Origin of the sequence: Sphingoaurantiacus capsulatus (assembly GCF_042648405.1) — a bacterium.
Taxonomy (GTDB): Bacteria; Pseudomonadota; Alphaproteobacteria; order Sphingomonadales; family Sphingomonadaceae; genus Sphingoaurantiacus; species Sphingoaurantiacus capsulatus.
The window spans coordinates 376,085-395,890 of sequence record NZ_JBHRXV010000001.1; the positions used below are offsets into that span (position 1 = coordinate 376,085).

The 19,806-nt window shown below is 66.4% G+C and carries 24 protein-coding genes; 13 read left to right on the plus strand and 11 right to left on the minus strand.

What is annotated here, in order from left to right; translation table 11 throughout:
- The first annotated feature begins 139 nt into the window (after window positions 1–139).
- On the plus strand, window positions 140–1,780 hold the full coding sequence (locus ACFOMD_RS02010; protein ID WP_380856014.1) for an N-acyl-D-amino-acid deacylase family protein: 1,641 nt from the start codon (window positions 140–142) through the stop codon (window positions 1,778–1,780).
- Here ACFOMD_RS02010 and ACFOMD_RS02015 read toward each other — a convergent pair.
- The 4 genes from ACFOMD_RS02015 to ACFOMD_RS02030 form a co-directional block, all read right to left on the minus strand.
- Window positions 1,761–2,546: a hypothetical protein gene (locus ACFOMD_RS02015; protein WP_380856017.1), complete on the minus strand. Its 786-nt coding sequence runs from the start codon at window positions 2,544–2,546 to the stop codon at window positions 1,761–1,763. The two genes, ACFOMD_RS02010 and ACFOMD_RS02015, sit on opposite strands and share 20 nt — an antisense overlap.
- A complete protein-coding gene (locus tag ACFOMD_RS02020) occupies window positions 2,540–3,556 on the minus strand; it encodes a hypothetical protein (RefSeq protein WP_380856020.1) in 1,017 nt (338 codons plus the stop codon). Before ACFOMD_RS02020 ends, ACFOMD_RS02015 begins: the two co-directional genes overlap by 7 nt.
- A 245-nt stretch (window positions 3,557–3,801) precedes the next feature.
- Window positions 3,802–4,947, minus strand: a complete 1,146-nt coding sequence (locus tag ACFOMD_RS02025; protein WP_380856023.1) for a DUF3800 domain-containing protein — start codon at window positions 4,945–4,947, stop codon at window positions 3,802–3,804.
- Between the two features lie 40 nt (window positions 4,948–4,987).
- Entirely contained in the window at window positions 4,988–5,593 is a 606-nt protein-coding gene (locus tag ACFOMD_RS02030; RefSeq protein ID WP_380856026.1) for a hypothetical protein, read from the minus strand.
- A 451-nt stretch (window positions 5,594–6,044) separates the two neighbouring features.
- On the opposite strand from ACFOMD_RS02030, the gene ACFOMD_RS02035 reads away from it, so the two are divergent.
- The 8 genes from ACFOMD_RS02035 to ACFOMD_RS02070 all read left to right on the plus strand — a co-directional run bounded on the left by ACFOMD_RS02035 (window position 6,045) and on the right by ACFOMD_RS02070 (window position 9,436).
- Window positions 6,045–6,713, plus strand: coding sequence for a PEP-CTERM sorting domain-containing protein (locus ACFOMD_RS02035; protein ID WP_380856029.1), 669 nt, complete (start codon window positions 6,045–6,047; stop codon window positions 6,711–6,713).
- Between the two features lie 101 nt (window positions 6,714–6,814).
- Window positions 6,815–6,970 (plus strand): hypothetical protein, encoded by a 156-nt coding sequence (locus ACFOMD_RS02040; RefSeq protein ID WP_380856032.1) that lies wholly within the window; start codon window positions 6,815–6,817, stop codon window positions 6,968–6,970.
- A gap of 61 nt (window positions 6,971–7,031) precedes the next feature.
- Complete coding sequence (locus ACFOMD_RS02045; protein WP_380856702.1) at window positions 7,032–7,844, plus strand: Crp/Fnr family transcriptional regulator; 813 nt, start codon at window positions 7,032–7,034, stop codon at window positions 7,842–7,844.
- Window positions 7,845–7,989: 145 nt separating this feature from the next.
- Entirely contained in the window at window positions 7,990–8,277 is a 288-nt protein-coding gene (locus tag ACFOMD_RS02050; protein ID WP_380856035.1) for a hypothetical protein, read from the plus strand.
- A 229-nt stretch (window positions 8,278–8,506) separates the two neighbouring features.
- Entirely contained in the window at window positions 8,507–8,677 is a 171-nt protein-coding gene (locus ACFOMD_RS02055) for a hypothetical protein (protein WP_380856038.1), read from the plus strand.
- Entirely contained in the window at window positions 8,674–8,880 is a 207-nt protein-coding gene (locus tag ACFOMD_RS02060; RefSeq protein ID WP_380856041.1) for a hypothetical protein, read from the plus strand. The genes ACFOMD_RS02055 and ACFOMD_RS02060 overlap by 4 nt, the downstream gene beginning before the upstream one ends.
- Entirely contained in the window at window positions 8,880–9,011 is a 132-nt protein-coding gene (locus tag ACFOMD_RS02065; protein ID WP_380856044.1) for a hypothetical protein, read from the plus strand. Before ACFOMD_RS02060 ends, ACFOMD_RS02065 begins: the two co-directional genes overlap by 1 nt.
- Window positions 9,011–9,436 (plus strand): response regulator, encoded by a 426-nt coding sequence (locus tag ACFOMD_RS02070; RefSeq protein ID WP_380856047.1) that lies wholly within the window; start codon window positions 9,011–9,013, stop codon window positions 9,434–9,436. The genes ACFOMD_RS02065 and ACFOMD_RS02070 overlap by 1 nt, the downstream gene beginning before the upstream one ends.
- A 189-nt stretch (window positions 9,437–9,625) precedes the next feature.
- Here the strand turns inward: ACFOMD_RS02070 and ACFOMD_RS02075 are convergent, their stop codons facing one another.
- The 4 genes from ACFOMD_RS02075 to ACFOMD_RS02090 are packed head-to-tail and all read right to left on the minus strand — an operon-like array spanning window position 9,626 to window position 14,032.
- On the minus strand, window positions 9,626–9,997 hold the full coding sequence (locus tag ACFOMD_RS02075; protein WP_380856050.1) for an HVO_A0114 family putative DNA-binding protein: 372 nt from the start codon (window positions 9,995–9,997) through the stop codon (window positions 9,626–9,628).
- A complete protein-coding gene (locus ACFOMD_RS02080) occupies window positions 9,994–10,365 on the minus strand; it encodes a toxin-antitoxin system TumE family protein (protein ID WP_380856053.1) in 372 nt (123 codons plus the stop codon). The genes ACFOMD_RS02075 and ACFOMD_RS02080 overlap by 4 nt, the downstream gene beginning before the upstream one ends.
- A 53-nt stretch (window positions 10,366–10,418) precedes the next feature.
- Window positions 10,419–11,702: a glycoside hydrolase family 130 protein gene (locus tag ACFOMD_RS02085; RefSeq protein WP_380856056.1), complete on the minus strand. Its 1,284-nt coding sequence runs from the start codon at window positions 11,700–11,702 to the stop codon at window positions 10,419–10,421.
- A gap of 47 nt (window positions 11,703–11,749) precedes the next feature.
- Window positions 11,750–14,032, minus strand: coding sequence for a glycosyltransferase family 4 protein (locus ACFOMD_RS02090; protein WP_380856059.1), 2,283 nt, complete (start codon window positions 14,030–14,032; stop codon window positions 11,750–11,752).
- 404 nt (window positions 14,033–14,436) lie between these two features.
- On the opposite strand from ACFOMD_RS02090, the gene ACFOMD_RS02095 reads away from it, so the two are divergent.
- The 3 genes from ACFOMD_RS02095 (at window position 14,437) to ACFOMD_RS02105 (ending at window position 15,802) form a co-directional block, all read left to right on the plus strand.
- Complete coding sequence (locus tag ACFOMD_RS02095; RefSeq protein WP_380856062.1) at window positions 14,437–14,772, plus strand: gamma-glutamylcyclotransferase family protein; 336 nt, start codon at window positions 14,437–14,439, stop codon at window positions 14,770–14,772.
- 99 nt (window positions 14,773–14,871) lie between these two features.
- Window positions 14,872–15,192, plus strand: coding sequence for a hypothetical protein (locus ACFOMD_RS02100; protein WP_380856065.1), 321 nt, complete (start codon window positions 14,872–14,874; stop codon window positions 15,190–15,192).
- A gap of 205 nt (window positions 15,193–15,397) precedes the next feature.
- On the plus strand, window positions 15,398–15,802 hold the full coding sequence (locus ACFOMD_RS02105) for an acyl-CoA thioesterase (RefSeq protein ID WP_380856068.1): 405 nt from the start codon (window positions 15,398–15,400) through the stop codon (window positions 15,800–15,802).
- Here ACFOMD_RS02105 and ACFOMD_RS02110 read toward each other — a convergent pair.
- The 3 genes from ACFOMD_RS02110 to ACFOMD_RS02120 form a co-directional block, all read right to left on the minus strand.
- Window positions 15,799–16,284, minus strand: coding sequence for a DUF2147 domain-containing protein (locus tag ACFOMD_RS02110; protein ID WP_380856071.1), 486 nt, complete (start codon window positions 16,282–16,284; stop codon window positions 15,799–15,801). The genes ACFOMD_RS02105 and ACFOMD_RS02110 overlap by 4 nt on opposite strands.
- 7 nt (window positions 16,285–16,291) lie before the next feature.
- The gene (locus ACFOMD_RS02115) at window positions 16,292–17,113 is read right to left on the minus strand and encodes a hypothetical protein (RefSeq protein WP_380856074.1); all 822 of its coding nucleotides are present in this window, start codon (window positions 17,111–17,113) and stop codon (window positions 16,292–16,294) included.
- Window positions 17,114–17,293: 180 nt separating this feature from the next.
- Window positions 17,294–18,790 (minus strand): helicase HerA domain-containing protein, encoded by a 1,497-nt coding sequence (locus tag ACFOMD_RS02120; RefSeq protein WP_380856077.1) that lies wholly within the window; start codon window positions 18,788–18,790, stop codon window positions 17,294–17,296.
- Between the two features lie 256 nt (window positions 18,791–19,046).
- Here ACFOMD_RS02120 and ACFOMD_RS02125 point away from each other — a divergent pair, with 256 nt between their 5' ends.
- Entirely contained in the window at window positions 19,047–19,700 is a 654-nt protein-coding gene (locus ACFOMD_RS02125) for a glutathione S-transferase family protein (RefSeq protein WP_380856080.1), read from the plus strand.
- The last annotated feature ends 106 nt before the right edge of the window (window positions 19,701–19,806 follow it).

The following is a 19,806-nucleotide window of genomic DNA, read 5'->3' on the forward strand; positions in this document are numbered from 1 at the left end:
CCGGGATCCAGCGAGAAAAGAACGTCGCCCGCCGTGCGGGCGGGCGGCCCGCTTCCCTCTCCCTTGAGGGGATTTTGCGGGGGTTGGCGGCGGCATCCACCCCGCTAAACTCGCCCCCTCACGCGGGAGGAGAACATCGATGAAGCGGCTCGGACTGACGATCATGGCGGCCCTGCTCGCCGCCACGGCAACCCCCGCCGCCGCCCAATCCTACGACCTCCTCATCCGCAACGGCCTCATCCACGACGGCGCCGGCGGCACCCCCTATCTCGGCGAGGTCGGCATCAAGGGCGATCGCATCGCCTATGTCGGCGCGAAGGCCCCCGGCCGCGCGAAAACCACCGTCGACGCCGGCGGCAAGGCGGTCGCGCCCGGCTTCATCAACATGCTGTCGCACTCCCGCGAGACCCTGCTCAACGACGGCCGCGGCATGTCCGGCATCCTGCAGGGCGTGACGCTCGAGGTGAACAGCGAGAGCTCGCTCGCCCCGCTCACCGACAGGATGCGCCAGATCCGCGAGAGCCGGCAGGGCGACATCAAGGTGCCGATCACCTGGTCGACGCTCGGCGGCTATTTCGACGCGCTGGAAAAGAGCGGCATCTCCCCCAACGTCGCCAGCTTCATCGCTGCGGGCTCGATCCGCGAATATGTGCTGGGCACTAACGACGTCGACCCCACCCCCGAGCAGCTGAACCGGATGCGCGCCCTCGTCCGCGACGCGATGAACGACGGCGCCATGGGCGTCGCCACCATGCTCATCTACATCCCCGAGATGTACGCCGACACGTCCGAGCTGGTGGCGCTCGCCACCGAGGCGGGCAAGTGCGGCGGCCTCTATGCGGCGCACATCCGCGACGAGCAGGACCATTTCCTCGGCGCGCTGGAGGAGACGGTGGCGATCGCGCGCCAGGCGAAGGTGCCGGTGCACGTCCACCATCTGAAGCAGTCGAACCCCGAGAACTGGTACAAGCTCGATCCCGCCATCGCGGTGTTCGAGGGCGCGCAGAAGGAAGGCCTGCGCATGACCGCCGACATGTACACCTATCCGGCGAGCGGCACCGGCGCCAACTCGATGCTCCCCGCCTGGGTGCAGGAAGGCGGGCTGGAGGCGACGATCGAGCGGCTGAAGGACCCCGCCGCCCGCGCCCGCGCCGCCGCCGAGCTGGAGCTGCCGGGCGGCGACCCGAAGAACGTGCTGTTCAGCGGCTTCAAGACCGAGAAGCTGAAACCCTACGCCGGCAAGCGCCTCGACGAGGTCGCCAAGGCGCGCGGCACCAGCCCGGCAGACACCGTCATCGACCTGATCGTCGAGGACGGCTCCAGAGTGAACACCATCTTCTTCCGCATGTCGGAGGACAATGTCCGCCGCCAGACCACCCTCCCCTGGATGACCTTCGGCGCCGACGCCGGCGTGGTCGCGGCGGAAGGCGTGGTGCTGAAGAGCAGCAACCACCCGCGCGCCTACGGCAATTTCGCGCGGCTGCTGGCGAAGTACGTGCGCGAGGAAAAGACGATCCCGCTGCAGGAGGCGGTACGGAAGCTCACCACCGCCCCGGCGGCGATCCTGGGCCTGAAGGACCGCGGCGCGCTAAAGCCGGGCGCTTACGCCGACGTGGTGATCTTCGACCCCGCCACCGTGCAGGACCACGCCACCTTCGCCCAGCCGCACCAGTACAGCACGGGGGTGAGCGAGGTGTGGGTGAACGGGGTGCAGGTGGTGAAAGCGGGCGCGCATACGGGCGCGAAGCCGGGGCGGGCGGTTAGGGGGCGGGGGTGTTAGGGGGCGGTTTCGCAGGATGATAAGCCGCCCGAAGCCGCTCGACCGCCGTCGCTAGGCTCATCGGCACGCCGAAATCCTTCGGGTTGACGTCGCCCTGCCCGGCCAGCGCATCGATAAACTGGGTGAGATCGGCGTAGAGGCTCGGCGGAAGCTCATGCGCTACACCCTCGGCGATGAGCTGAACGAGACGGACAACATCGCGCCGGTGCTTGGTGATGTCTCTTGCGTCGACCGGCTCTCCGGCCTCTCGGCGGCGGCTCAGATCGATCCACGCCCGCGCCTTGAACGGGATTAGCCCCGCCTCGTCGAGGATCGGGATGTCGTCGATGCGACGGATCATGCCCTTCAGAAAGGCATAATAATCGGGATCGAGAAGAATGGCCGACAGGCTCGCCGCCGCCTCGCCGATCGGCAGCCGCACGAGTTCGTCTTCGGCGGGAAGCGACAGCCCTTCCGGTGCGCTGGAGAACAGTTCCAGCATCTTGGGATAGCCGTCGGTCGCCGGCTTCTGGAAGCGATAGAGAACAGAGTCCCCTTCGCTCCGCTCACGAACCTCATACTGTCCCGCCTCGATAAACTCCATAAACCGATGCGAGAACTCGGGGTCGATCGCCTCGACGATCAGCACGATGTCGAGATCTTTCGTCGCGCGGAAGTCGAGGCCGGCTTCACCCATGATAAGGTCACACGCCGAACCGCCAATCAGCACGTACTGATGCTCGTGCCCGGCGAAATGCTCCCGAAAACGATCGATGCCGATTACCATGGGAAGATTTCCAGCATCTGCTCGGCGGCCTGCGTGACGCGCTCATCAGGATGGTGCCGGATGCTAAGATAGAGAGATAGCTGATCGACCACCGCATTCCCGGGAGCCAACACAAAGGGGTCATACGTCCAAGTTTCGATCTCGATACCGCGTTCATCGTAAGCCCAGGCTGGCGTCAGATCGAGGTGGCGGGCCATGCGCTTCCAGACCGATGCCGGCGTCGCGCGGCACTCGATGCGCGGCACGGCCAGCATCGTGTAATGGGCCAGTGCGCTTTCGCCAGCGAGCGGCGCCGCGTCGCCGGGTACATAGCCGCTGACCAGCCGCTTTTTCCGCACCGGCGACTGGAGATAGGTTTCAGCGGCCTGCCAAAGTTCCCGCCCTTGGCACCTGAAACGCAGCCGCCGCTGCCGGCCGACCCGGCGATCTTCCGCGATCTCCAGCGCCTTCAACTCGTCGACGGCACGACTCATGCTCATGATCGCAACCTGATAGCTGTCGGCCAGTCGGGTGAGACTGGCGTCGTCGACGTCATGTCCGAGCAGCGACGCCAGCAGCAATAACTGTGCAGTCGGCGACAGATGTTCGGGCGGAGGCGCGGGCTCAGATTGCCGATGTTCGCGCAGATCAATGAGCGCGTCCGGCACATACAGCTGCTTTCCCGGCGAAAGGAACGCGACGCGATGCTCAATGAGTTGCTGGCGCATCCGAGGCGTAATGTGGTCAATCACCAGCAGGGTGCGTTGTTCGCCCATGTGCTGTCGAACAATGTCGCGCTGCTTGAGCAGGCTAGCGACCGGCCCGACCGATTGAGCACCGAACACCATCAACAGAACGGGCTGCCCGAACAGGTTACCAAGCCAGAAACTGTACCGGTCGAGCAGGAAATGCGGCAGCCCCCGCAACGGGGCTGGATGGGGTGAAAGACTTATACCGAAATTTTGATGAACATAGGTTTGGGCCGACTTCACGAGCCGGGCTGCTCTATCGTGAATATCAGCTTCTAACATCGGCACCGCTATCTAACATAAGCGATGTTAAATAGCAATCAGATGTTAAATTTATCCGCCCGCCGTGCAGGACCACGCCACCTTCGCCCAGCCGCACCAGTACAGCACGGGCGTGAGCGACGTGTGGGTGAACGGGGTGCAGGTGGTGAAGGCGGGGGCGCATACGGGCACGAAGCCGGGGCGGGCGGTTAAGGGGCGGGGGTGTTAGCTAGCGGTGTCGCGGCCTGCAAGCCACGGACTTGGGGCTAGGCATCCTCCTTCTTAGCTTTGTACTCAGCCATAGCATCCAATCTTCTTTGCTCAATTTCGCTTAACGTCTTAGCGCTCAGGCTCATCTGCTCATCCGTAACTTCTCGCTCCATTGCATCGAACATTCTCGACGTGAACTCAGATGCGTTCGCAAAAGAAAAATCGCTATGATGCGCCCTACTATAGACGTAATTTAACAATGACTGACAATTATCTGGTATTTCTTCCTTCTGCGCCCGCGAAAAAAGCCATATAATTACATCAATTATCTGAATTCCAGCACTTTCAGATGAACTAGACATCAATAACTCACTGCCGAACACCTTTCTAAGAACCATTTTTCCACCCATTGGCAACATAACAGCTTCCTCACGGGCGTTTGAATATATCTTGTGCCAGAACTTAATAGCATCCTTAAATTCATTCTGACGATCATGTCGAATGACTTCCACCGGACGCTTCCAAATAGCTGACCTCTCCTCAATGGCATCGAGCAGATTTCCAAACCCAATCATATTAGGGAGATGCCCTTTGCGCCCCGCCTTATCGGAGTACACGAACTCAAGACTTTCGGGATTCTCTGATGCCCACTCAAGGGCTTGGCCTAAAACTTCCTGTGACCGCTTATCGGGAACATCGGTCACACGCCCAACTAGCCTGCGGCAAACTTCAGCCATTTTATAGTGAGCGCGATCCGCATTTACGTCCATTAACGCATCCCAGAATGCGACAGCTACCGCATCGTCCAAGATAGACGCTAATTTAAACACCATCATCATACGCAAAGGCGGAACATTATAAACATGCCAGGGCACCGCTTTATTTTCATAAGAATCAAATATGGTATCGAACATCTTTGTAGCGATCACATAGACTTTTTCGACGCGGGAAAGCGCGAAGGTCGGCCCAGCGCAGCGTATGATTTTCAGTAGGTCAGGCGCTATCCCTTCGAGGCGACCGAGCCCCAAATCAGCCGCGTGAAGCTCGTCTGCGCCACATGCGCGAGCGATTTCAGCCACATCTAAAGCGAAACGCTTGTCGAAGTCGGAACGAGTCAAAAGCGCTCCGGTGATAAACAGCGGCTGATTTGGGTCGAGTAGCTTTGAGCCGGTGTTGCCGGTTTCATCAACGTAGGCAAACAAAAGCCTCTCCCGTCGTAAAAGGCGCTGTTTCAGCTATCGACTAATTCGAACTCGTCGGCGCCACCGCCACAACCGCCGGTACCGCAGCCGCCGGCACCACCATCGGTGCGGGCGCAGCGGCGAACGCCAGCGGCAAATCCTCATCCGTAAATCCGGCCACCGTCGTGCCCATCGGGATGCGGGCCGACGTGCCGGTCACGAAGAACCCCGCGAGCGGGATCAGCGCGACCGAGGCCACGACGCCCGCCGTGCCCGTCTTGCCCTTGTCGTCGATCGTCCCCGCAATGCGGATGGTGCGGTCGCCGGCGTTCAGCGAGACGAGGCGGGCGTTGATGCCGCCGGACTTGCCCCACATGCCCTTGTTGCGCACCTCGGTGACCTCGCCGATGGCGCGGGCGCCGGCGGGGATGACGACCTGGCCGTTGACGCTCACTGCCTCGGCGAGCTCCAGGTTGAAGCGGCGGCCGGGTTTCAGCATCTTGCCTTCGGTGGTCAGTTCCTCGCTGGTGCGCAGGATGACGGCGGTGCCGGAGCGCAGCACAGTCGCGGTGGACGCGGGCGCCGGCGCGAGGGCCGGTTGCTGCGCGGTCGCGGCGGTTGCGGACAGCAGTGCGGTCGCGCAGAGCGCGCGTGCGATAATGTTCATGATGAATCCCCCCAAGTAATGGGGCGATCGTATTTGTACCGTAACGAGGTGCAATCCCGGCCACTACGGTAGTAGTTGCGCCGCCGCGACCGCCGCTCCCTCCGCCTGGGCTCGACGGCCGCCGGCGAACCGGTCGATCCCAGTGCGTTCACGGAGAAGCCGCGATCCAAGAGGGCGGGCAGCGACCACAAGCCAAACCCACCCGCCACGGCGCAAGTTCCCGCAAGTACAAATTTGTCGCAGGCGCGTATTGACCGACTGAAACTGACCCGATTTATTTTGACATTTGTTTAGTTCGATACGTCGATCAACCTTACATGATTATGCTCGTTCATCTATTTCATTACCGAAACAACGCATGACTTCGTTGGGTTTTCACCAATTGGCACGCTTGGTGCTTAGTTGTCCGCTGTCGGGGGACATTTGCTTTGCCTCAAGGTCCACACCATCCATGAAAATGTTTTTTGCCGCCGCGGCGGCGCTGCTGATGGCGACGTCCGCCCACGCTGCCCTGATCACCGTCGATGATTTCAACACCATTCAGCTTTCGACCGACAATCGCGCCGATGGCGTCGCCGTGTCGAACACCGTCGCCTACACCGTCGGTGGCAATCTGTTCACGCGCACCGTCGCGGTCGACCAGACCCAGCATTCGGGCACCGATCCGCGCCTCAGCAGCACGGCCAACATCGGCTTCGGCACGCTGAAGCTGTCGAACGACAGCCAGACGAACGCGACCTTCAACCTCAGCTACGACATCGATTCACTCGTCGACGACGTGGCAGGCAACAGCGGGCTGACGCTCGACGTGCTGTTCACCGATGCCGCCGCGGGCACACCCTTCACCATCGCCGGCTATCTGAACGACATCCTGCTCGGCAGCGGCACCTTCGCTGGCCCGGGCATGCTGAGCCTGTCGCTGCCGGAGCTGGCGGCCAGCGGCAACCAGCTGCGCCTGATGTTCACCGGCGGCACGGCTTATGACGCGGAGCTCGGCCCGATCTCGCTGCAGGTCGACGCCACCGAGGTGCCGGAGCCGGCCACGCTCGGCCTGCTCGGCCTCGGGCTGCTGGCGGTGGGGGCTGCCCGCCGCCGTCGCAAGACGGTGGCCGCCGCCTGACGCGCGGGCAACGCTGAACACCCGGCAGGCCGCGCGGAACGGGATGTCCGCGCGGCCGGCCTGCGAAATCGTCCAGGGGGGCGTTTCGTCGAGGATCCGAGATGTCTGTGTATGAAGAGGGCCGCGCGGCGTTTCGCGCGCAGGTCCCCATCGATTTTGCTCGCCACTGGCCCACGGCGCGCCGCGAACGCTGGCAGCAGGGCTGGACCGACGCCCGGCTTGAGGCCGAACGGCTCGCGCTGGCTCGAGCCGCCTGATGTGGCCCGGCCCCGGGTCGTCGCTCCCTCCACCCCCGCTGCCGGCCGGCGCGGCGGCGTGATGCCTCAGGCAGAGAAGCGCGGGCTGTGTACCGATGTGCCCGCCCGTGTCGCGCCGCGCGGCGCCCACGCCTGGCCGCAGCGCGGCGGGGGCGCGCGCGCCTTCAACCCGCTGACCGAGCGGCTGCGCCGGATCGGCGTGGACGAAGCCGCGCTAGCCGGGCTCGACGCCGGCATAGTCGAGGTGCGGTCGATCGCCGTCGGCGGGCAGATCGTCCGCGAGGGCAAGGCGACCGCGCGGCTGCACATTCTGCTTGAGGGCTGGGCGTGCCGTTATACCCGCGTGGCACGCGGCCGCCAGACGCTGGCCTTCCTGTTGCCCGGCGATATCTGCGATCTCGACACCCTGCATGCCGCTTTGCTCGAATATGGCGTCGCCGCCATCACGCCCTGCAAGGTGGCGGTACTGCGCAGCGACGACGTGCGCCGCGCGGCAGCAGCGCACCCGTCGGTAGCGGCAGCGCTCCTCGGCTTTGCCTTCGAGGATCAGGCGGCGCTGGTCCGGCGCGCGGCGTCGCTCGGCCGCCGCTCGGCGCGCGGCCGGCTGGCCCATCTGATCTGCGAGCTGCACGAGCGGACGATCGCGGCGGGCATCGATGCGGAAGGCAGCTATCTGCTGCCGGCGACGCAGGACGACATGGCCGACATCCTCGGCCTGACCAACGTTCATGTCAGCCGCACACTTAAGGCCTTGCGTGACGAGGGGCTGATCAGGCTCGACACGCGCTGCGTGACCATCCTCGATCTCGCGGCGCTGGCGCACATCGCCGACTTCACGCCGGCCGCGCCGAGCAACATGCCCGAGGTGCGCTAGCGAGCCTCCCCTCCTTGAACCACCCCGCCCCACGCCCCACATACACCCATCGGCCCGTCCCCGCGCGGCCGTTCGCAATTTGGTGGCGCTGGCCCCGGCTTGTGGTGCGACGATCTCGTCGCGGACCCAGCCGAAGGAGCCGCCCATGTTTCCCTCCGCCACTCTCTGCCGCGCGCAGGAAGCCGCGCAGCATCAGCGCGCCGCCGCCGCCACGCTCGACAATGTCCGCACCATCGCGCTCGCCGCCGCCGCGGCGTGGGGCGAGGAGGGCGGGCTGGCGGAGAAGCGCGAGGCGCGGGCCGCGAACACGCAGCGGCTGGCGCGCGTCGCGCTGGCGGCGAAGCAGGCGCTCGAGCTGGGGCTGAGCGAGAACCCCGACCGGGGCCTCGTGCCCGGCGCCGATCCGGCCGCGCCGCCGCCGCTTCACGCCTGAGGGGCACACGCTGTCGCCCAGCGCACCCGCGCTGGCCCACCTCACCCCGCGCATCCTCTCTCCACCTCGGGCTGCCCCCGCCTCGCTTCGTCCCGGAAACGCCCGCGCCGCCTTGTGCCGGGCGGCCGAAGCGCCCATCTGGGGCGCATCACCGGCACGCGGCTTCGCAGGCGCCGGCGACTGAGAGAGACGTGCGCTCCCGCCTGTTACCCACGCGAGGAACGACGTCATGCCGGCACCCCCGATCTATCTCACGCGCGCCAACGCGCCCTCGCCGCGCCGCCGGCCGGTGGTGGCGGACAGTGGCGTCGCGCGGCCGCCACGGCTGACGCTCGGCCGGCATATGCTCAATGATTTCGGCGCGCCGCTGCCGCCGCTCAGGCCGTGGGGGCTGGAGTGACCGCCGCCGTGCCGCCGGTGCGCGACGGTCGCTGGTCGGTACCGATCTGTGCCATCGCGGGCTTCGCCGCCGGCGTGCTGGCGGCGCTGGCAAGCGGCGGAGAGGCCTCGGTCGAGGGGCTGTTGTGGCGCGCGGTCGCCGGGGCGGCGCTGCTCGCGGCCGGCTTGGCGCTGCGCAACCGCTTCGTGGGGACCCCCGCCTGATGCCGCAGGATGTCACTGCCTTCATCATCGTCGGCATCGCGGCGCTGCTCGGCGCGGCGGTGCTGGTGCTGACCAAGATCGCCTCGGCGCGGCTGCGGCAGCCGCGGGCCTATCGCGACCGGAACCGCTGATGGCCGCCCGCCGCACCACCGCCGCCGCCCGGAAGGCCGCGCCTGCGCCCGTCTCTGCCGTGGCCGCCGAACCGGCCGCGATCCTCGTCGCCGATGGCGAGCCGCTGATCCGCGACCTCGTCGCCGGGTTGCTCACCGATCGCGGCTACCGCGTGGTCACTACTTCAGGCGAGGCGGAGGCGGTGGCCGCGCTCGCCGCCGACCCGACGATCGCGCTGCTGATCGCCGATACCGCGCTGGTCGAGGGCAATGGCTGGGCGCTGGCGGTGCGCGCCGTCGCGGCGCAGCCGGCGCTGCGCGTCATCTACACGTCGGAGGGCGAAACCTCGGCGGCGATGGACGCCGGCCCCGCCGGGCGCTTCCTCGCCAAACCCTATTCGCTGGCCCGCCTCGTCATCGCGGTGGCGGACACGCTGGCGGAATAGGCGAGCGCCGGACCCAAACATCGTCATTCCGGCGAAAGCCGGAATCCGGTCGAGCGTCGGTCTGGATACCGGCTTTCGCCGACATAACGGATTGGGTGACCGTGGAGGACGCACCTCCCCCCGAGGGGGGCTGGGGGTGGGCTCGCAGAGCGGCGGCAGGCTTCGAGGGATACGGCTCGCCGAACGGGTTCAGACGGCTTGCGCTTCAAGAGGCAGATCGACGCTGATCCGATCTGCTACCGCCCGCGGCGCATAGCTGCGGGCGCCGCGGGGCTCGAGGCGCACCAAGCCGTATTGCTGCATCGTCCTGAGCGTGCGCGTGAGATTTGAGGGGGCACGACCGACAAGATCTGCAAGCGCCTTGAGCGAGTCCGGCTTTTCGGTCGCAATGACAGCGAGCAACGCGCGGTTGCTTTCCGAGAGCACCTTGGCAACGGACTCGATCGACGTGAACCACACTTTGGGCTCCTCCGGACCAGGCGTCATTTCGCCCCGGGCGATCGCCAAGGTCCGCGCCTTATATTGTTCGCCCGTCATGATCCCGATCTTGAGCGTCGTCATCGCTTCACTCCTCTTTCGTCCAGCACGGCATCGACAATTTTCCAGAAGTCGGTGAGCAGGCTCGCGGCATCGATGTAGTCATAGGGTCTGATCGTCCGCAGTCGGTGCGTATGATCGAAAGCCGCAGGCTTCCTCGCACCCGGCCCCTTGCCGGCTTTGACGGCGTGCGCATTGTCAAAGCCGACGATGCGCTTGTTGGCGCGGTCATGCAGCGTCAGCGAATACCGCAGCCCATGCGGTCGAGTTGCCGTCACTTCGCAGCGGATCGCCTCGAACTTCACCCAGTAATGACCTGCCGGATCGATGACGAAGGTTTCGCCGTCGAGCAGCAACAAGGTGTCCAGGCTTGGATCGCGTTCCGCATCCACCGCCGATTGTTATCAGATATTGATAACTCGGCAAAGCGATATCGGTTGCTCGCCTAAACCATTCGCCCCAGCATTTCCTTGATCGGAATGAACGCGAACGCCACCGAGCTGTCGGCCACGCCATAGGGCATGAAAATCTGGTCGCCGCTGCGCATCGCGCCGCAGGTGTAGACGACGTTCGGGACGTAGCCCTCCCGGTCCTGGTCCTTCGCCGCCAGAATCGGCTCCGGCGTGCGCCCCAACAGCTTCGACGGGTCGTCCTTATCGAGCAGCACCGCGCCGATCGCGTACTTCCGCATCGCCCCGACGCCGTGGGTGAGCAGCAGCCAGCCCTCGTCCAGCTCGATGGGCGGGCCGCAATTGCCGATCTGCACGAACTCCCACGGGTAGTGGGGCTTCAGCAGCAGCGCGCCGTCCTCCCAATGGTCGATCTCGTCCGACGTCAGCAGGAACAGGTTCTGCCCGTCCTGCCGGCCGATCATCATGTAGCGGCCGCCGATCTTGCGCGGGAACAGCGCCATGCCCTTGTTGCGGGCGGCGGCGCCGCGCATCGGCACCAGGTCGATCGAGCGGAAATCCCGGGTGCGCAGCAGCTCCGACTGGATCTCGCGGCCCGAATAGGCCGTGTAGGTGCCGATATACTCATGCTTGCCGTCGTCGTGCCGGAAATGCGTCATGCGCAGATCCTCGAGGCCGTTCTTCTGCGCCGGGGTGATCGGGAAGATCACCGTGCCCGACAGCGTGCTGTCGGCATGGCGGTACACGGTGACCGGCCCATCCTGATATTCGCCGTCGGTATCCGGTGCGTCGGTGGCGGTGGCGAAGGGCGGCTCGTGCGCAAGGTAAAGCTGGCCGTCACGGCTGATCAGGCCTTCGCGAAACGCGATCGAGCTGATGTGGCCTTCACCCACCGCGCGCAGCGACATCAGGATGCGCGTCGAATGGCGGTCGAGCCCGGTCTGGTCGGGGTGCGGCACCACGCTCGGGTTCATCAGCGCGGCGGCGGCATAGCTGTATTCGTGGCAGAAATAGGCGCCGATCAGCTGGCGTTTCTCGTCGCCGATGTCGGGGAGGTCGAGGCTCAGCAACTCGACGATCTGGTCATAGCGGGTCATGAACACCCGCCGCGTCTGCCAGTGCCGCGCCTCGAAATCGGCGAGCACGCCCACCAGCTGCTGCCGCGCCTCCTCGGCGCTCATCTCCAGCACCGCATCGACCAGCCGCCGCGCGCGCGACGGGTCGGCGCCGTTCGACTGCCAGGCGAGGTGGAAGGGCCGCACCACCACCCGCGACGGATCGGCAGACAGGCGCAGCGGATGATTGTAATCGTTGAGCATTCGCCCCCGAACGGCCGTTTTCTCACCGCCGCCCGAGGGCCGAACCCTCACGCAGCGTCTCGGGCCGTTCTACCGCGCGCGGTCGCGAAGGGAAGCGCCGAAATCGTGACGTTCGCCAATTGCAACGCCAGAATCGATTCCGCGCCCTGGTTACGGTTGAGGCCGTGCGGCATCAGCCCGTCGTGGCAGCCGCCGGTGATCCGGTCGGCCAGCGCGAGGCCGAGGTCATTCTCGCCGACGAACCAGCCATAGGCCTGCCGCGCCGCGGCGAGCCAGCGCTTGTCACCGGTCGCGGCATGGGCGGCGACACAGGCGTCGATCTGCGCCTGCGCCTCCAGCGGCTGCTGGTCGAAGGGCAGCGGGGCGGCATATTCGCGGCCGAAGCTGTCGCTGCCGACCGGGCGGAAATCGCCGTCCTTGTTGGTCTGCACCTCGCGGATCCAGTCGAGCGTTTCCAGCCCGCAGGTCAGGAAATCCTCACGCCCGAGCAGATGCCCGGCGCGGATCAGCGCCTCGGGCAGGCGGGCGTTGTCATAGGCGAGCACCGCCTCGAACCAGCTCCAGTCCGGCCGCCGCGCCGCCACCAGCAGCCGGTGCAGCAGGTCGCCGGTCTCCGCGAGCGTCGCGCGCGCCTTGGCGTGCCCCGGATGCGCCGCCAGCACTTCCGCCGCACCCAGCGCCGCGAAGGCCCGCGCCCGCGGCGAGCCGAGCTGCCCGGCGATATACGCGGTGTGGTCATAGAGGTGGATCGCCCAGTCGCGCATCGCCCGGTCGCGCCCCTGCGCCGCCGCGGTGCCGAGCGCCCACAAGGTGCGCCCGTTGCTGTCCTCCGACCCCTCGGTCTCGCACCATTGCCGGTCGAAGCCCATGAAGTTGCGGAACAGGCTCGCGTCGGGGTTCCAGGCGTGCTGGACGAAGGCGGCGTATACGGTCGCCAGCCGGTCGAAGTCCTCACCGGCCGCAGCGTCTCCTGCGCGGCACAGCAGGATCAGCGCACGGGCATTGTCGTCGACGCAATAGCCGTGGTGGCGATCGGGGATCGAATAGATGCCGTGCTGGAAGATGCCGGTGGAATCGCTCATCCGGCGCACGGCGGTCAGGTCCGGCGCCAGCGCCCTGCCGGTGTCGGCCGCGGGGATCACCGGCGCGACGGCCGCGATCGCCTTCTCCGCCAGCGCCACCGCCCGCGCCGCCGCGCGCGGCCACAGCATGTCGCGGCCGAGCTCATAGGCCCCGGCCGCCATCGCCGCGCGCGCCATGTCGTCGCTCAGCAGCCCGCCGACGGCTTCCGCCAGCGCACCCGCATCCTGCGGCGGCACCAGCACGCCGCGATCGTCGGCGAGGATTTCGGCGGCGTGGCGATAGGGCGTCGACACCACCGGCTTGCCGAGCGCCACTGCGTAGGACAGCGTGCCCGAGGTGATCTGCGCGAGGTTGAGGTAGGGCGTCACATAGACGTCCGCCGCCTCCAGCCAGTCGAGCAGATCGTCATAGTCGAGGAAGGTGTCGACAAAGCGGACATGGTCGGCGACGCCGAGGTCCATCGCCAGCACCTTCAGCGAATTGCGATGCGCCTCGCCTTCCTGGCGGACGAGGTTCGGATGGGTGGCGCCGATAACCACATAGGTGGCGCGCGGCTCGGCGGCGACGATCGCCGGCATCGCCTCGATCATGTGGCGGATGCCCTTGTCGGGCCCGAGAAGCCCGAAGGTCATCACCACTTTGCGGCCCTCGAGCCCGAAGCGACCCTTCGCACTGTCCGGCTCGACGTAGGCCCGGTCGGGCACGCCATGCGGGATCACGCTGATCTTCGCCGCCGGCACGCCATAGGTATCGCGCAGGATCGCGCGCGCGCTTTCCGCCATGACGATCAGGTGCGACGCCCGGTCGATCAGCCGCTCCATGACCTGACGCTCGGACGCCGAAGGCTTGTCGAGCACGGTGTGAAGCGTGGCGATCAGCGGCAGCGTGGTGCGCTCGATCAGCGTCAGGATATGCGCGCCGGCGTCGCCGCCGAAGATGCCGAATTCATGCTGGAGCCAGATCGCCTCGGCCGCGCTCGCCTCGATCAGCCCTGCCGCCTCGCGATAGGCCAGCGGCTCTGCCGCCTCGATCAGCTTCACCTCGGACGGGTAGGAAACATCGGTCCCGTCATCCATCGCATAATGATCGACGGTGAGGTCGGGGAAGCGCCCGCGCAGCGCGGAGACGGTATCCTGCGTGAAGGTGGCAAGCCCGCAGCGGCGCGGCAATGCGTTGCCGATGACGGCGATATGCGACAGCGAGCGAGCGATTCCAGCCAGAGGAACGATATCGGGACGGCTGGTCATCGGCGGCATCGGCGAACCTCTTCAGGGGCAGGAGGGATCGGCATATCAACGCTGCAACGCAGCAGAAGTTGCTGCACTGCAAAATGCGAGTCCAGCGATTCCGGCACGGCGCGCATGGACGGGAAGATAAATGGGAGATGAACGGCGAAGTTCCGTGCAATTGACGCAATTGCGGCAGACCGCGCAGCGCAGCGGCCAGAGAGATTGACACCCCACCTCTTTGTCATCCCGCGAAGGCGGGGACCCACTGGGGAGCGGAGCCAATTTTCGGGCGTATGCGATGCTCGACGGTGGGTCCCGCCTGCGCGGGGATGACAGGAGAAAGAAGTCGACGGCCAACGACCCGCTCGCTGCCGCGAGTCGCCCTCTCCCCTCGAGGGAGAGGGGGCGCTACCGTCCCAACCATGACCCACCTGCTCTTCTCCTACGGCACTCTCCGCCAGCCCGAGGTGCAGGTCGCGCTGTTCGGCCGCCACCTGACCGGCAGCGCCGATGCGATGCTTGGCTTTCGGCAGCGGATGATCGAGATCAGCGACGCCGATGTGATCGCCAAGAGCGGCAGCCGCTGGCATCCGCTGGTCGAGCCGAGTGACGACCCGGCCGACGCGGTGGAGGGCGTGGCGTTCGAGGTGAGTGACGCCGACCTCGTCAACGCCGATGCCTATGAGGTGGATTACGCCCGACGGGAGGTGGCGCTGCGGTCGGGGCGCAACGCGTGGTTCTACGGCGCCAAGCCTTAGACACCACACCTCGAGCGCCCGGTCGCAGCCCTCCACCGCCCCGCCGCCCGCGCGCAGTTGGAAGGCGACAGCGCGCCTACCCGCGTGCAAGGTCGCGCCATGATCCGCGACCTGCTCCCGCTGCTCCTCCTCGCCGCCGCGCCCGCGCTGGCCGCCGAGGGCGACACCATCCGCCTGTCGCCCGAGGAGATCGCGCGCATTGACGCCGAAGCCGAAGCCCGCGCCCGCGCCGCGCCCGCCGAGGCCGAGCCGAAGCGCCGCGTCCACGGCGAGGTCGAGATGTCGGTCGGCACCGGCGGCAGCTACGGCCTGGGCGGTGCGGTCAATCTGCCCGTCGGCGAACATGGCGCCGCCGCGCTTTACGGCCACACCGAACGCCTGCCGCAACGTCCGATGCGGCGGAATCTCGACCGGCGATAACGCCTTTCGATCACCCACATCCGTCATTCCGGCGAAAGCCGGAATCCAGTCAGGCGTCGGTCTGGATACCGGCTTTCGCCGGTATGACGGTCAGGGTTAGGGGTTGCCCGAAACGCAACGGCGCGATTGCCGCACCACCCTCGCCAATTCGCGCCCCACCGCCTATCATGGCGGCCTGCCCTCCGGTCCCGGAAGATTCGCTCCCATGACGGCCCCCGCCGCCCGCATCTACGAATATCCCATCAACGTCATGTCCGACGACATCGACTTCATGGGGCACGTCAACAATGCGGTGTATCTCAAATGGGTGCAGGCCGCGGTCATCGAATACTGGCAGCGCGTCGCGCCGCCGGAAGCGGTCGCCCAGCATCTCTGGGTCGCGCTGAAGCATGAGATCACCTATCGCCGCCCCGCCTTCCTCGACGACGGCATCATCGCCGAGGTGATCGCCGAGAGCGCCCAAGGCGCGCGCACCTTCTTCTCGACGCTGTTCAAGCGCGGCGAAGAAGTGGTGGCCGAGGTGAAGTCGAGCTGGTGCTGCCTTGACGCCGCGACGCTGCGCCCGGCGCGGCTGGCCAAGGACGTGCTGGCGCGCTTCCTGCCGCTTTAGTCTTCCTTACGCAGGAAGCCGCTGCACTGCTTCGCGGTCGACACCCGCTCCCACATCTGACGCTTGCAGATCAGGCCGGCGAAGGCGCAGCCTTTCACCTCCGCCTTGTCGCCACCCGGCATCGGCGTCATCACCGCGCCGAAGCGGCCCGGGAAGTCGGGCACGAACACCTTGCCGCGCCAGCGCTTGTCCGAGGCGCGATATTCGAGCTTTTCGAGGAGCTGCGTGCCGACAAGGCTGGCCGTCCCCTTCTCGCGCGCCTTCTCGATGGCGTGCGGCGAGGCGCAGACCACGGTGCCGCACAGCTTGTCAGGGGCGCCGGGGCACGGCGCGGTATCGACCACCGCCGTCTTCTTCGGGTTCACCCAGCGGCCGATCACGTCGGCCATCGGCGCCTGCGCGAAGCTTGGCGCAGTGACGGCGAGCAGGGTGAGGACGAGCAGCGGGCGGAGCAGGGGCTTGATCATGGGCGCTTTCTGCATGGCGGCCTTATAACCGCCGATGAACGCATCCGGTCCATCCCTTATTTCCTCTCCGTTCAGGGCCTTCCCTCTCCCACCCCTTCACCGTCATTCCGGCGAAGGCCGGAATCCATTCCATCGCCGGCATGGATCCCGGCCTTCGCCGGGATGACGATTGAGGGTTTGGCGCGAGGGCCAGCACCAGCACCAGCATCAGCATCAGCATCAGCATCAGCATCAGCATCAGCATCAGCATCAGCATCAGCATCAGCATCAGCATCAGCATCAGCATCAGCATCAGCATCAGCATCAGCATCAGCATCAGCATCAGCATCAGCATCAGCATCAGCATCAGCATCAGCATCAGCATCAGCATCAGCATCAGCATCAGCATCAGCATCAGCATCAGCATCAGCATCAGCATCAGCATCAGCATCAGCATCAGCATCAGCATCAGCATCAGCATCAGCATCAGCATCAGCATCAGCATCAGCATCAGCATCAGCATCAGCATCAGCATCAGCATCAGCATCAGCATCAGCATCAGCATCAGCATCAGCATCAGCATCAGCATCAGCATCAGCATCAGCATCAGCATCAGCATCAGCATCAGCATCAGCATCAGCATCAGCATCAGCATCAGCATCAGCATCAGCATCAGCATCAGCATCAGCATCAGCATCAGCATCAGCATCAGCATCAGCATCAGCATCAGCATCAGCATCAGCATCAGCATCAGCATCAGCATCAGCATCAGCATCAGCATCAGCATCAGCATCAGCATCAGCATCAGCATCAGCATCAGCATCAGCATCAGCATCAGCATCAGCGTCGGCGCGGCGAGCGTCAACCCGAACGCGAGCCGCCCTACCCACCCAACCCGTCATACCGGCGAAAGCCGGTATCCAGTCGATGGCCGGTCTGGATACCGGCTTTCGCTGGTATGACGGATCATGGGTGTGGGGGCAGATGCGGTTGGCGGTCGTGATGCGGAGCGCGCGAGTGCCGACGCGCGAATGTCGGCACCGCCCTACCGCCGGCTCGCCAGCGCCCGCGCTTCGCGGCTGCTCATCCGGGGCGGCGGGGCCGGCTTGTCGGGGTCGGCGACGGCGGCGCCCGTCGTCCAGCCGAGGTGCGGCAGGCTGATGCTGCGCTTGCCCGACAGGTCGGTGCGCACCACCACCAGCCCCTTCTCCTCGATATGCGCGAGCATACGCTTCGCCCGGCCCATCGACGTGGTGCCGTAGAGCGCGGCCAGTTCGGGATCGGTCGGGCAGTCCGCCTGCTCTCGTGCCGCGCACGCCAAGGCGAGGAACGGTGGCAGCATCTCTTCGGGCAGCGACGCGGCGAGCGTGATCGCGTCGGTCCACTCCGCCTCGTCCTCGATCCCGGCGCGGGCAAACGCCAGCCGGCGCCGGAAACCCGCCATGTCGAGCGTGACGGTGACGCCGCGCATCCGGCAGCGCAGGAGCAGGTCCTGATACAGCACCGCGGCGGGCGCCTGCGGGTCGGCGTCGCGGGCGATGTCGGCGATGGCGGCGCTGACCGCCGCCTCCTGCTCCGCCGCGCCCAGCACCGGCAGATCGGGCACGGGCGCCGGCGCGCCCATCGCCTGGATCAGCTCGTCGGCGGACGGCGGCGGGGGCGGCGCCACGATCGCGGGCATCGGCTCCACCGGCGCGGCGGCGAACAGCAGGTCGCGCATGTCGCCGGCCGCAGCGGTCGGCAGCGGCAGCAGGCTCGGCCCGCCGCCCTTCGCCTCGGTGGTGACCGCGCCGATGCGGATGCTGACCGGGCGGCGGCAGAGCGCGGGCCCGAGCGCCAGGAACTCGCCCCGCTGCAGGTCACGGATCACCTCCGCCTGCCGCCGCTCCATGCCGAGCAGGTCGGCGGCGCGCAGCATGTCGATGTCGAGAAAGGTGCGCCCCATCAGGAAGTTCGACGCCTCGGCCGCGACGTTTTTCGCCAGCTTGGCCAGCCGCTGCGTGGCGATGACGCCCGCCAATCCCCGTTTACGCCCGCGGCACATCAGATTGGTCATCGCGCCCAGCGACGCGCGCCGCGCATCGTCCGCCACCTCGCCGGCGGCCGACGGCGCGAACACCTGCGCCTCGTCGACCACCACCAGCGCCGGATACCAGAGCTCCCGCGGCGCCTCGAACAGCGCGCCGAGGAAAGTGGCGGCGCAGCGCATCTGCCCCTCCATCTCCAGCCCTTCGAGGTTCAGCACCACCGAGGCGCGGTGCGCGCGGATGCGGGTGGCGAGCCGGGCGATGTCGGGCAGGCTGTGGTCGGCGGCGTCGATGGCGATATGGTCGAAGGCATCGCACAGCGACACGAAATCGCCCTCGGGATCGATGATGATCTGCTGCACCTTGCCCGCGCTGCCCTCGAGCAGCCGGCGCAGCAGGTGCGATTTCCCCGACCCCGAATTTCCCTGCACGAGCAGCCGGGTCGCCAGCAATTCCTCGAGGTCGATCCCCGTCGCCTTGCCGGCGCCGTCCACCCCCATGTCGATCGATGTCATGCGAGGAGCTTTCGCCGACCGGAGGGGATTCGGGCAAGCGCGAAGCGATGGGGTGAGACGTAAGGCCCCTCTCCCTGGAGGGGAGAGGGGTTGGGGAGAGGGTGGTCGCAGAAGGCACCCTCACCTGAGACCACCCTCACCCCGCTAGCTGCCGCGAGTCGCCCTCTCCCCTCCAGGGAGAGGGGCAAAATGTTGCGTCCCGCCGCCAACCGCGCCACCTTCCGCGCCGCCCGCCATCGACAGAGGAAACCCCGCCATGATGACCCTTTACGGCGAAGGCCGCGGCTTTCGCGTCGCATGGCTGCTGGAAGAGATGGGGCTGCCCTACCGGCTGCGCCCCGTCGACATGCTGGCCGGTGTCGAGAACGACCCGGAATTCCTGGCCATCAACCCCGCGGGCTTCATCCCGGCGCTGGTCGACGGCGACGACATTCTCGTCGAGTCGATCGCGATCATGGAATATCTGATCGCGCGCCACGGCCCGACGCCACTGGCGCCTGACCCGCAGGACCCGTCCTTCGCGCCCTATCAGCAATTCCTGCACCTCGGTGAGGCGGGCCTGGCCATGCCGATGTTCATGAAGGTAGTGAGCCACATCCTCGCGCCCGAGGACGAGCGTGACAATTGGGGCGCGCGCCACGGCGTCACCATGTTCGAGGGGCGGCTGCAACTCGTCACCCGCCAGCTCGCCCGCGCCCCCTACATGGCCGGCGCGCACTTCACCGCCGCCGACATCTCGGTCACCTATGCGCTGGAATTCGCGGTGCGCGCCGGCGGCTACAGGCTGAGCGAGGTGCTGCGCGAGTATGTGGCGCGGACCAGCGCGCGCGAGGCCTACAAGCGGGCGATGGACCGCTGCACCGCGACCAAGGAATGGGTGGAGTCGATGACCGGCGTCAACGACGCCTGAGGGCCGCAGCGGTCGCTCCCGCTCCCACCCCAACCCACCTCCGTTATACCAGCGAAAGCCGGTATCCAGATGCAAGCCGCAGACTTCTCAAAGCGCTCACCCTGAG

What these genes read in the sequence shown, in the direction of transcription:
- ACFOMD_RS02105 (WP_380856068.1), top strand. Translation starts at nt 15,398, where the DNA reads ATGACGGCCCCCGCCGCCCGCATCTACGAATATCCCATCAACGTCATG.
- ACFOMD_RS02040 (WP_380856032.1), top strand. Translation starts at nt 6,815, where the DNA reads ATGTCTGTGTATGAAGAGGGCCGCGCGGCGTTTCGCGCGCAGGTCCCC.
- ACFOMD_RS02015 (WP_380856017.1), bottom strand. Translation starts at nt 2,546, where the DNA reads ATGGTAATCGGCATCGATCGTTTTCGGGAGCATTTCGCCGGGCACGAG.
- ACFOMD_RS02085 (WP_380856056.1), bottom strand. Translation starts at nt 11,702, where the DNA reads ATGCTCAACGATTACAATCATCCGCTGCGCCTGTCTGCCGATCCGTCG.
- ACFOMD_RS02070 (WP_380856047.1), top strand. Translation starts at nt 9,011, where the DNA reads ATGGCCGCCCGCCGCACCACCGCCGCCGCCCGGAAGGCCGCGCCTGCG.
- ACFOMD_RS02035 (WP_380856029.1), top strand. Translation starts at nt 6,045, where the DNA reads ATGAAAATGTTTTTTGCCGCCGCGGCGGCGCTGCTGATGGCGACGTCC.
- ACFOMD_RS02050 (WP_380856035.1), top strand. Translation starts at nt 7,990, where the DNA reads ATGTTTCCCTCCGCCACTCTCTGCCGCGCGCAGGAAGCCGCGCAGCAT.
- ACFOMD_RS02065 (WP_380856044.1), top strand. Translation starts at nt 8,880, where the DNA reads ATGCCGCAGGATGTCACTGCCTTCATCATCGTCGGCATCGCGGCGCTG.
- ACFOMD_RS02095 (WP_380856062.1), top strand. Translation starts at nt 14,437, where the DNA reads ATGACCCACCTGCTCTTCTCCTACGGCACTCTCCGCCAGCCCGAGGTG.
- ACFOMD_RS02055 (WP_380856038.1), top strand. Translation starts at nt 8,507, where the DNA reads ATGCCGGCACCCCCGATCTATCTCACGCGCGCCAACGCGCCCTCGCCG.
- ACFOMD_RS02120 (WP_380856077.1), bottom strand. Translation starts at nt 18,790, where the DNA reads ATGACATCGATCGACATGGGGGTGGACGGCGCCGGCAAGGCGACGGGG.
- ACFOMD_RS02100 (WP_380856065.1), top strand. Translation starts at nt 14,872, where the DNA reads ATGATCCGCGACCTGCTCCCGCTGCTCCTCCTCGCCGCCGCGCCCGCG.
- ACFOMD_RS02110 (WP_380856071.1), bottom strand. Translation starts at nt 16,284, where the DNA reads ATGCAGAAAGCGCCCATGATCAAGCCCCTGCTCCGCCCGCTGCTCGTC.
- ACFOMD_RS02125 (WP_380856080.1), top strand. Translation starts at nt 19,047, where the DNA reads ATGATGACCCTTTACGGCGAAGGCCGCGGCTTTCGCGTCGCATGGCTG.
- ACFOMD_RS02090 (WP_380856059.1), bottom strand. Translation starts at nt 14,032, where the DNA reads ATGACCAGCCGTCCCGATATCGTTCCTCTGGCTGGAATCGCTCGCTCG.
- ACFOMD_RS02010 (WP_380856014.1), top strand. Translation starts at nt 140, where the DNA reads ATGAAGCGGCTCGGACTGACGATCATGGCGGCCCTGCTCGCCGCCACG.
- ACFOMD_RS02075 (WP_380856050.1), bottom strand. Translation starts at nt 9,997, where the DNA reads ATGACGACGCTCAAGATCGGGATCATGACGGGCGAACAATATAAGGCG.
- ACFOMD_RS02020 (WP_380856020.1), bottom strand. Translation starts at nt 3,556, where the DNA reads ATGTTAGAAGCTGATATTCACGATAGAGCAGCCCGGCTCGTGAAGTCG.
- ACFOMD_RS02045 (WP_380856702.1), top strand. Translation starts at nt 7,032, where the DNA reads ATGCCTCAGGCAGAGAAGCGCGGGCTGTGTACCGATGTGCCCGCCCGT.
- ACFOMD_RS02030 (WP_380856026.1), bottom strand. Translation starts at nt 5,593, where the DNA reads ATGAACATTATCGCACGCGCGCTCTGCGCGACCGCACTGCTGTCCGCA.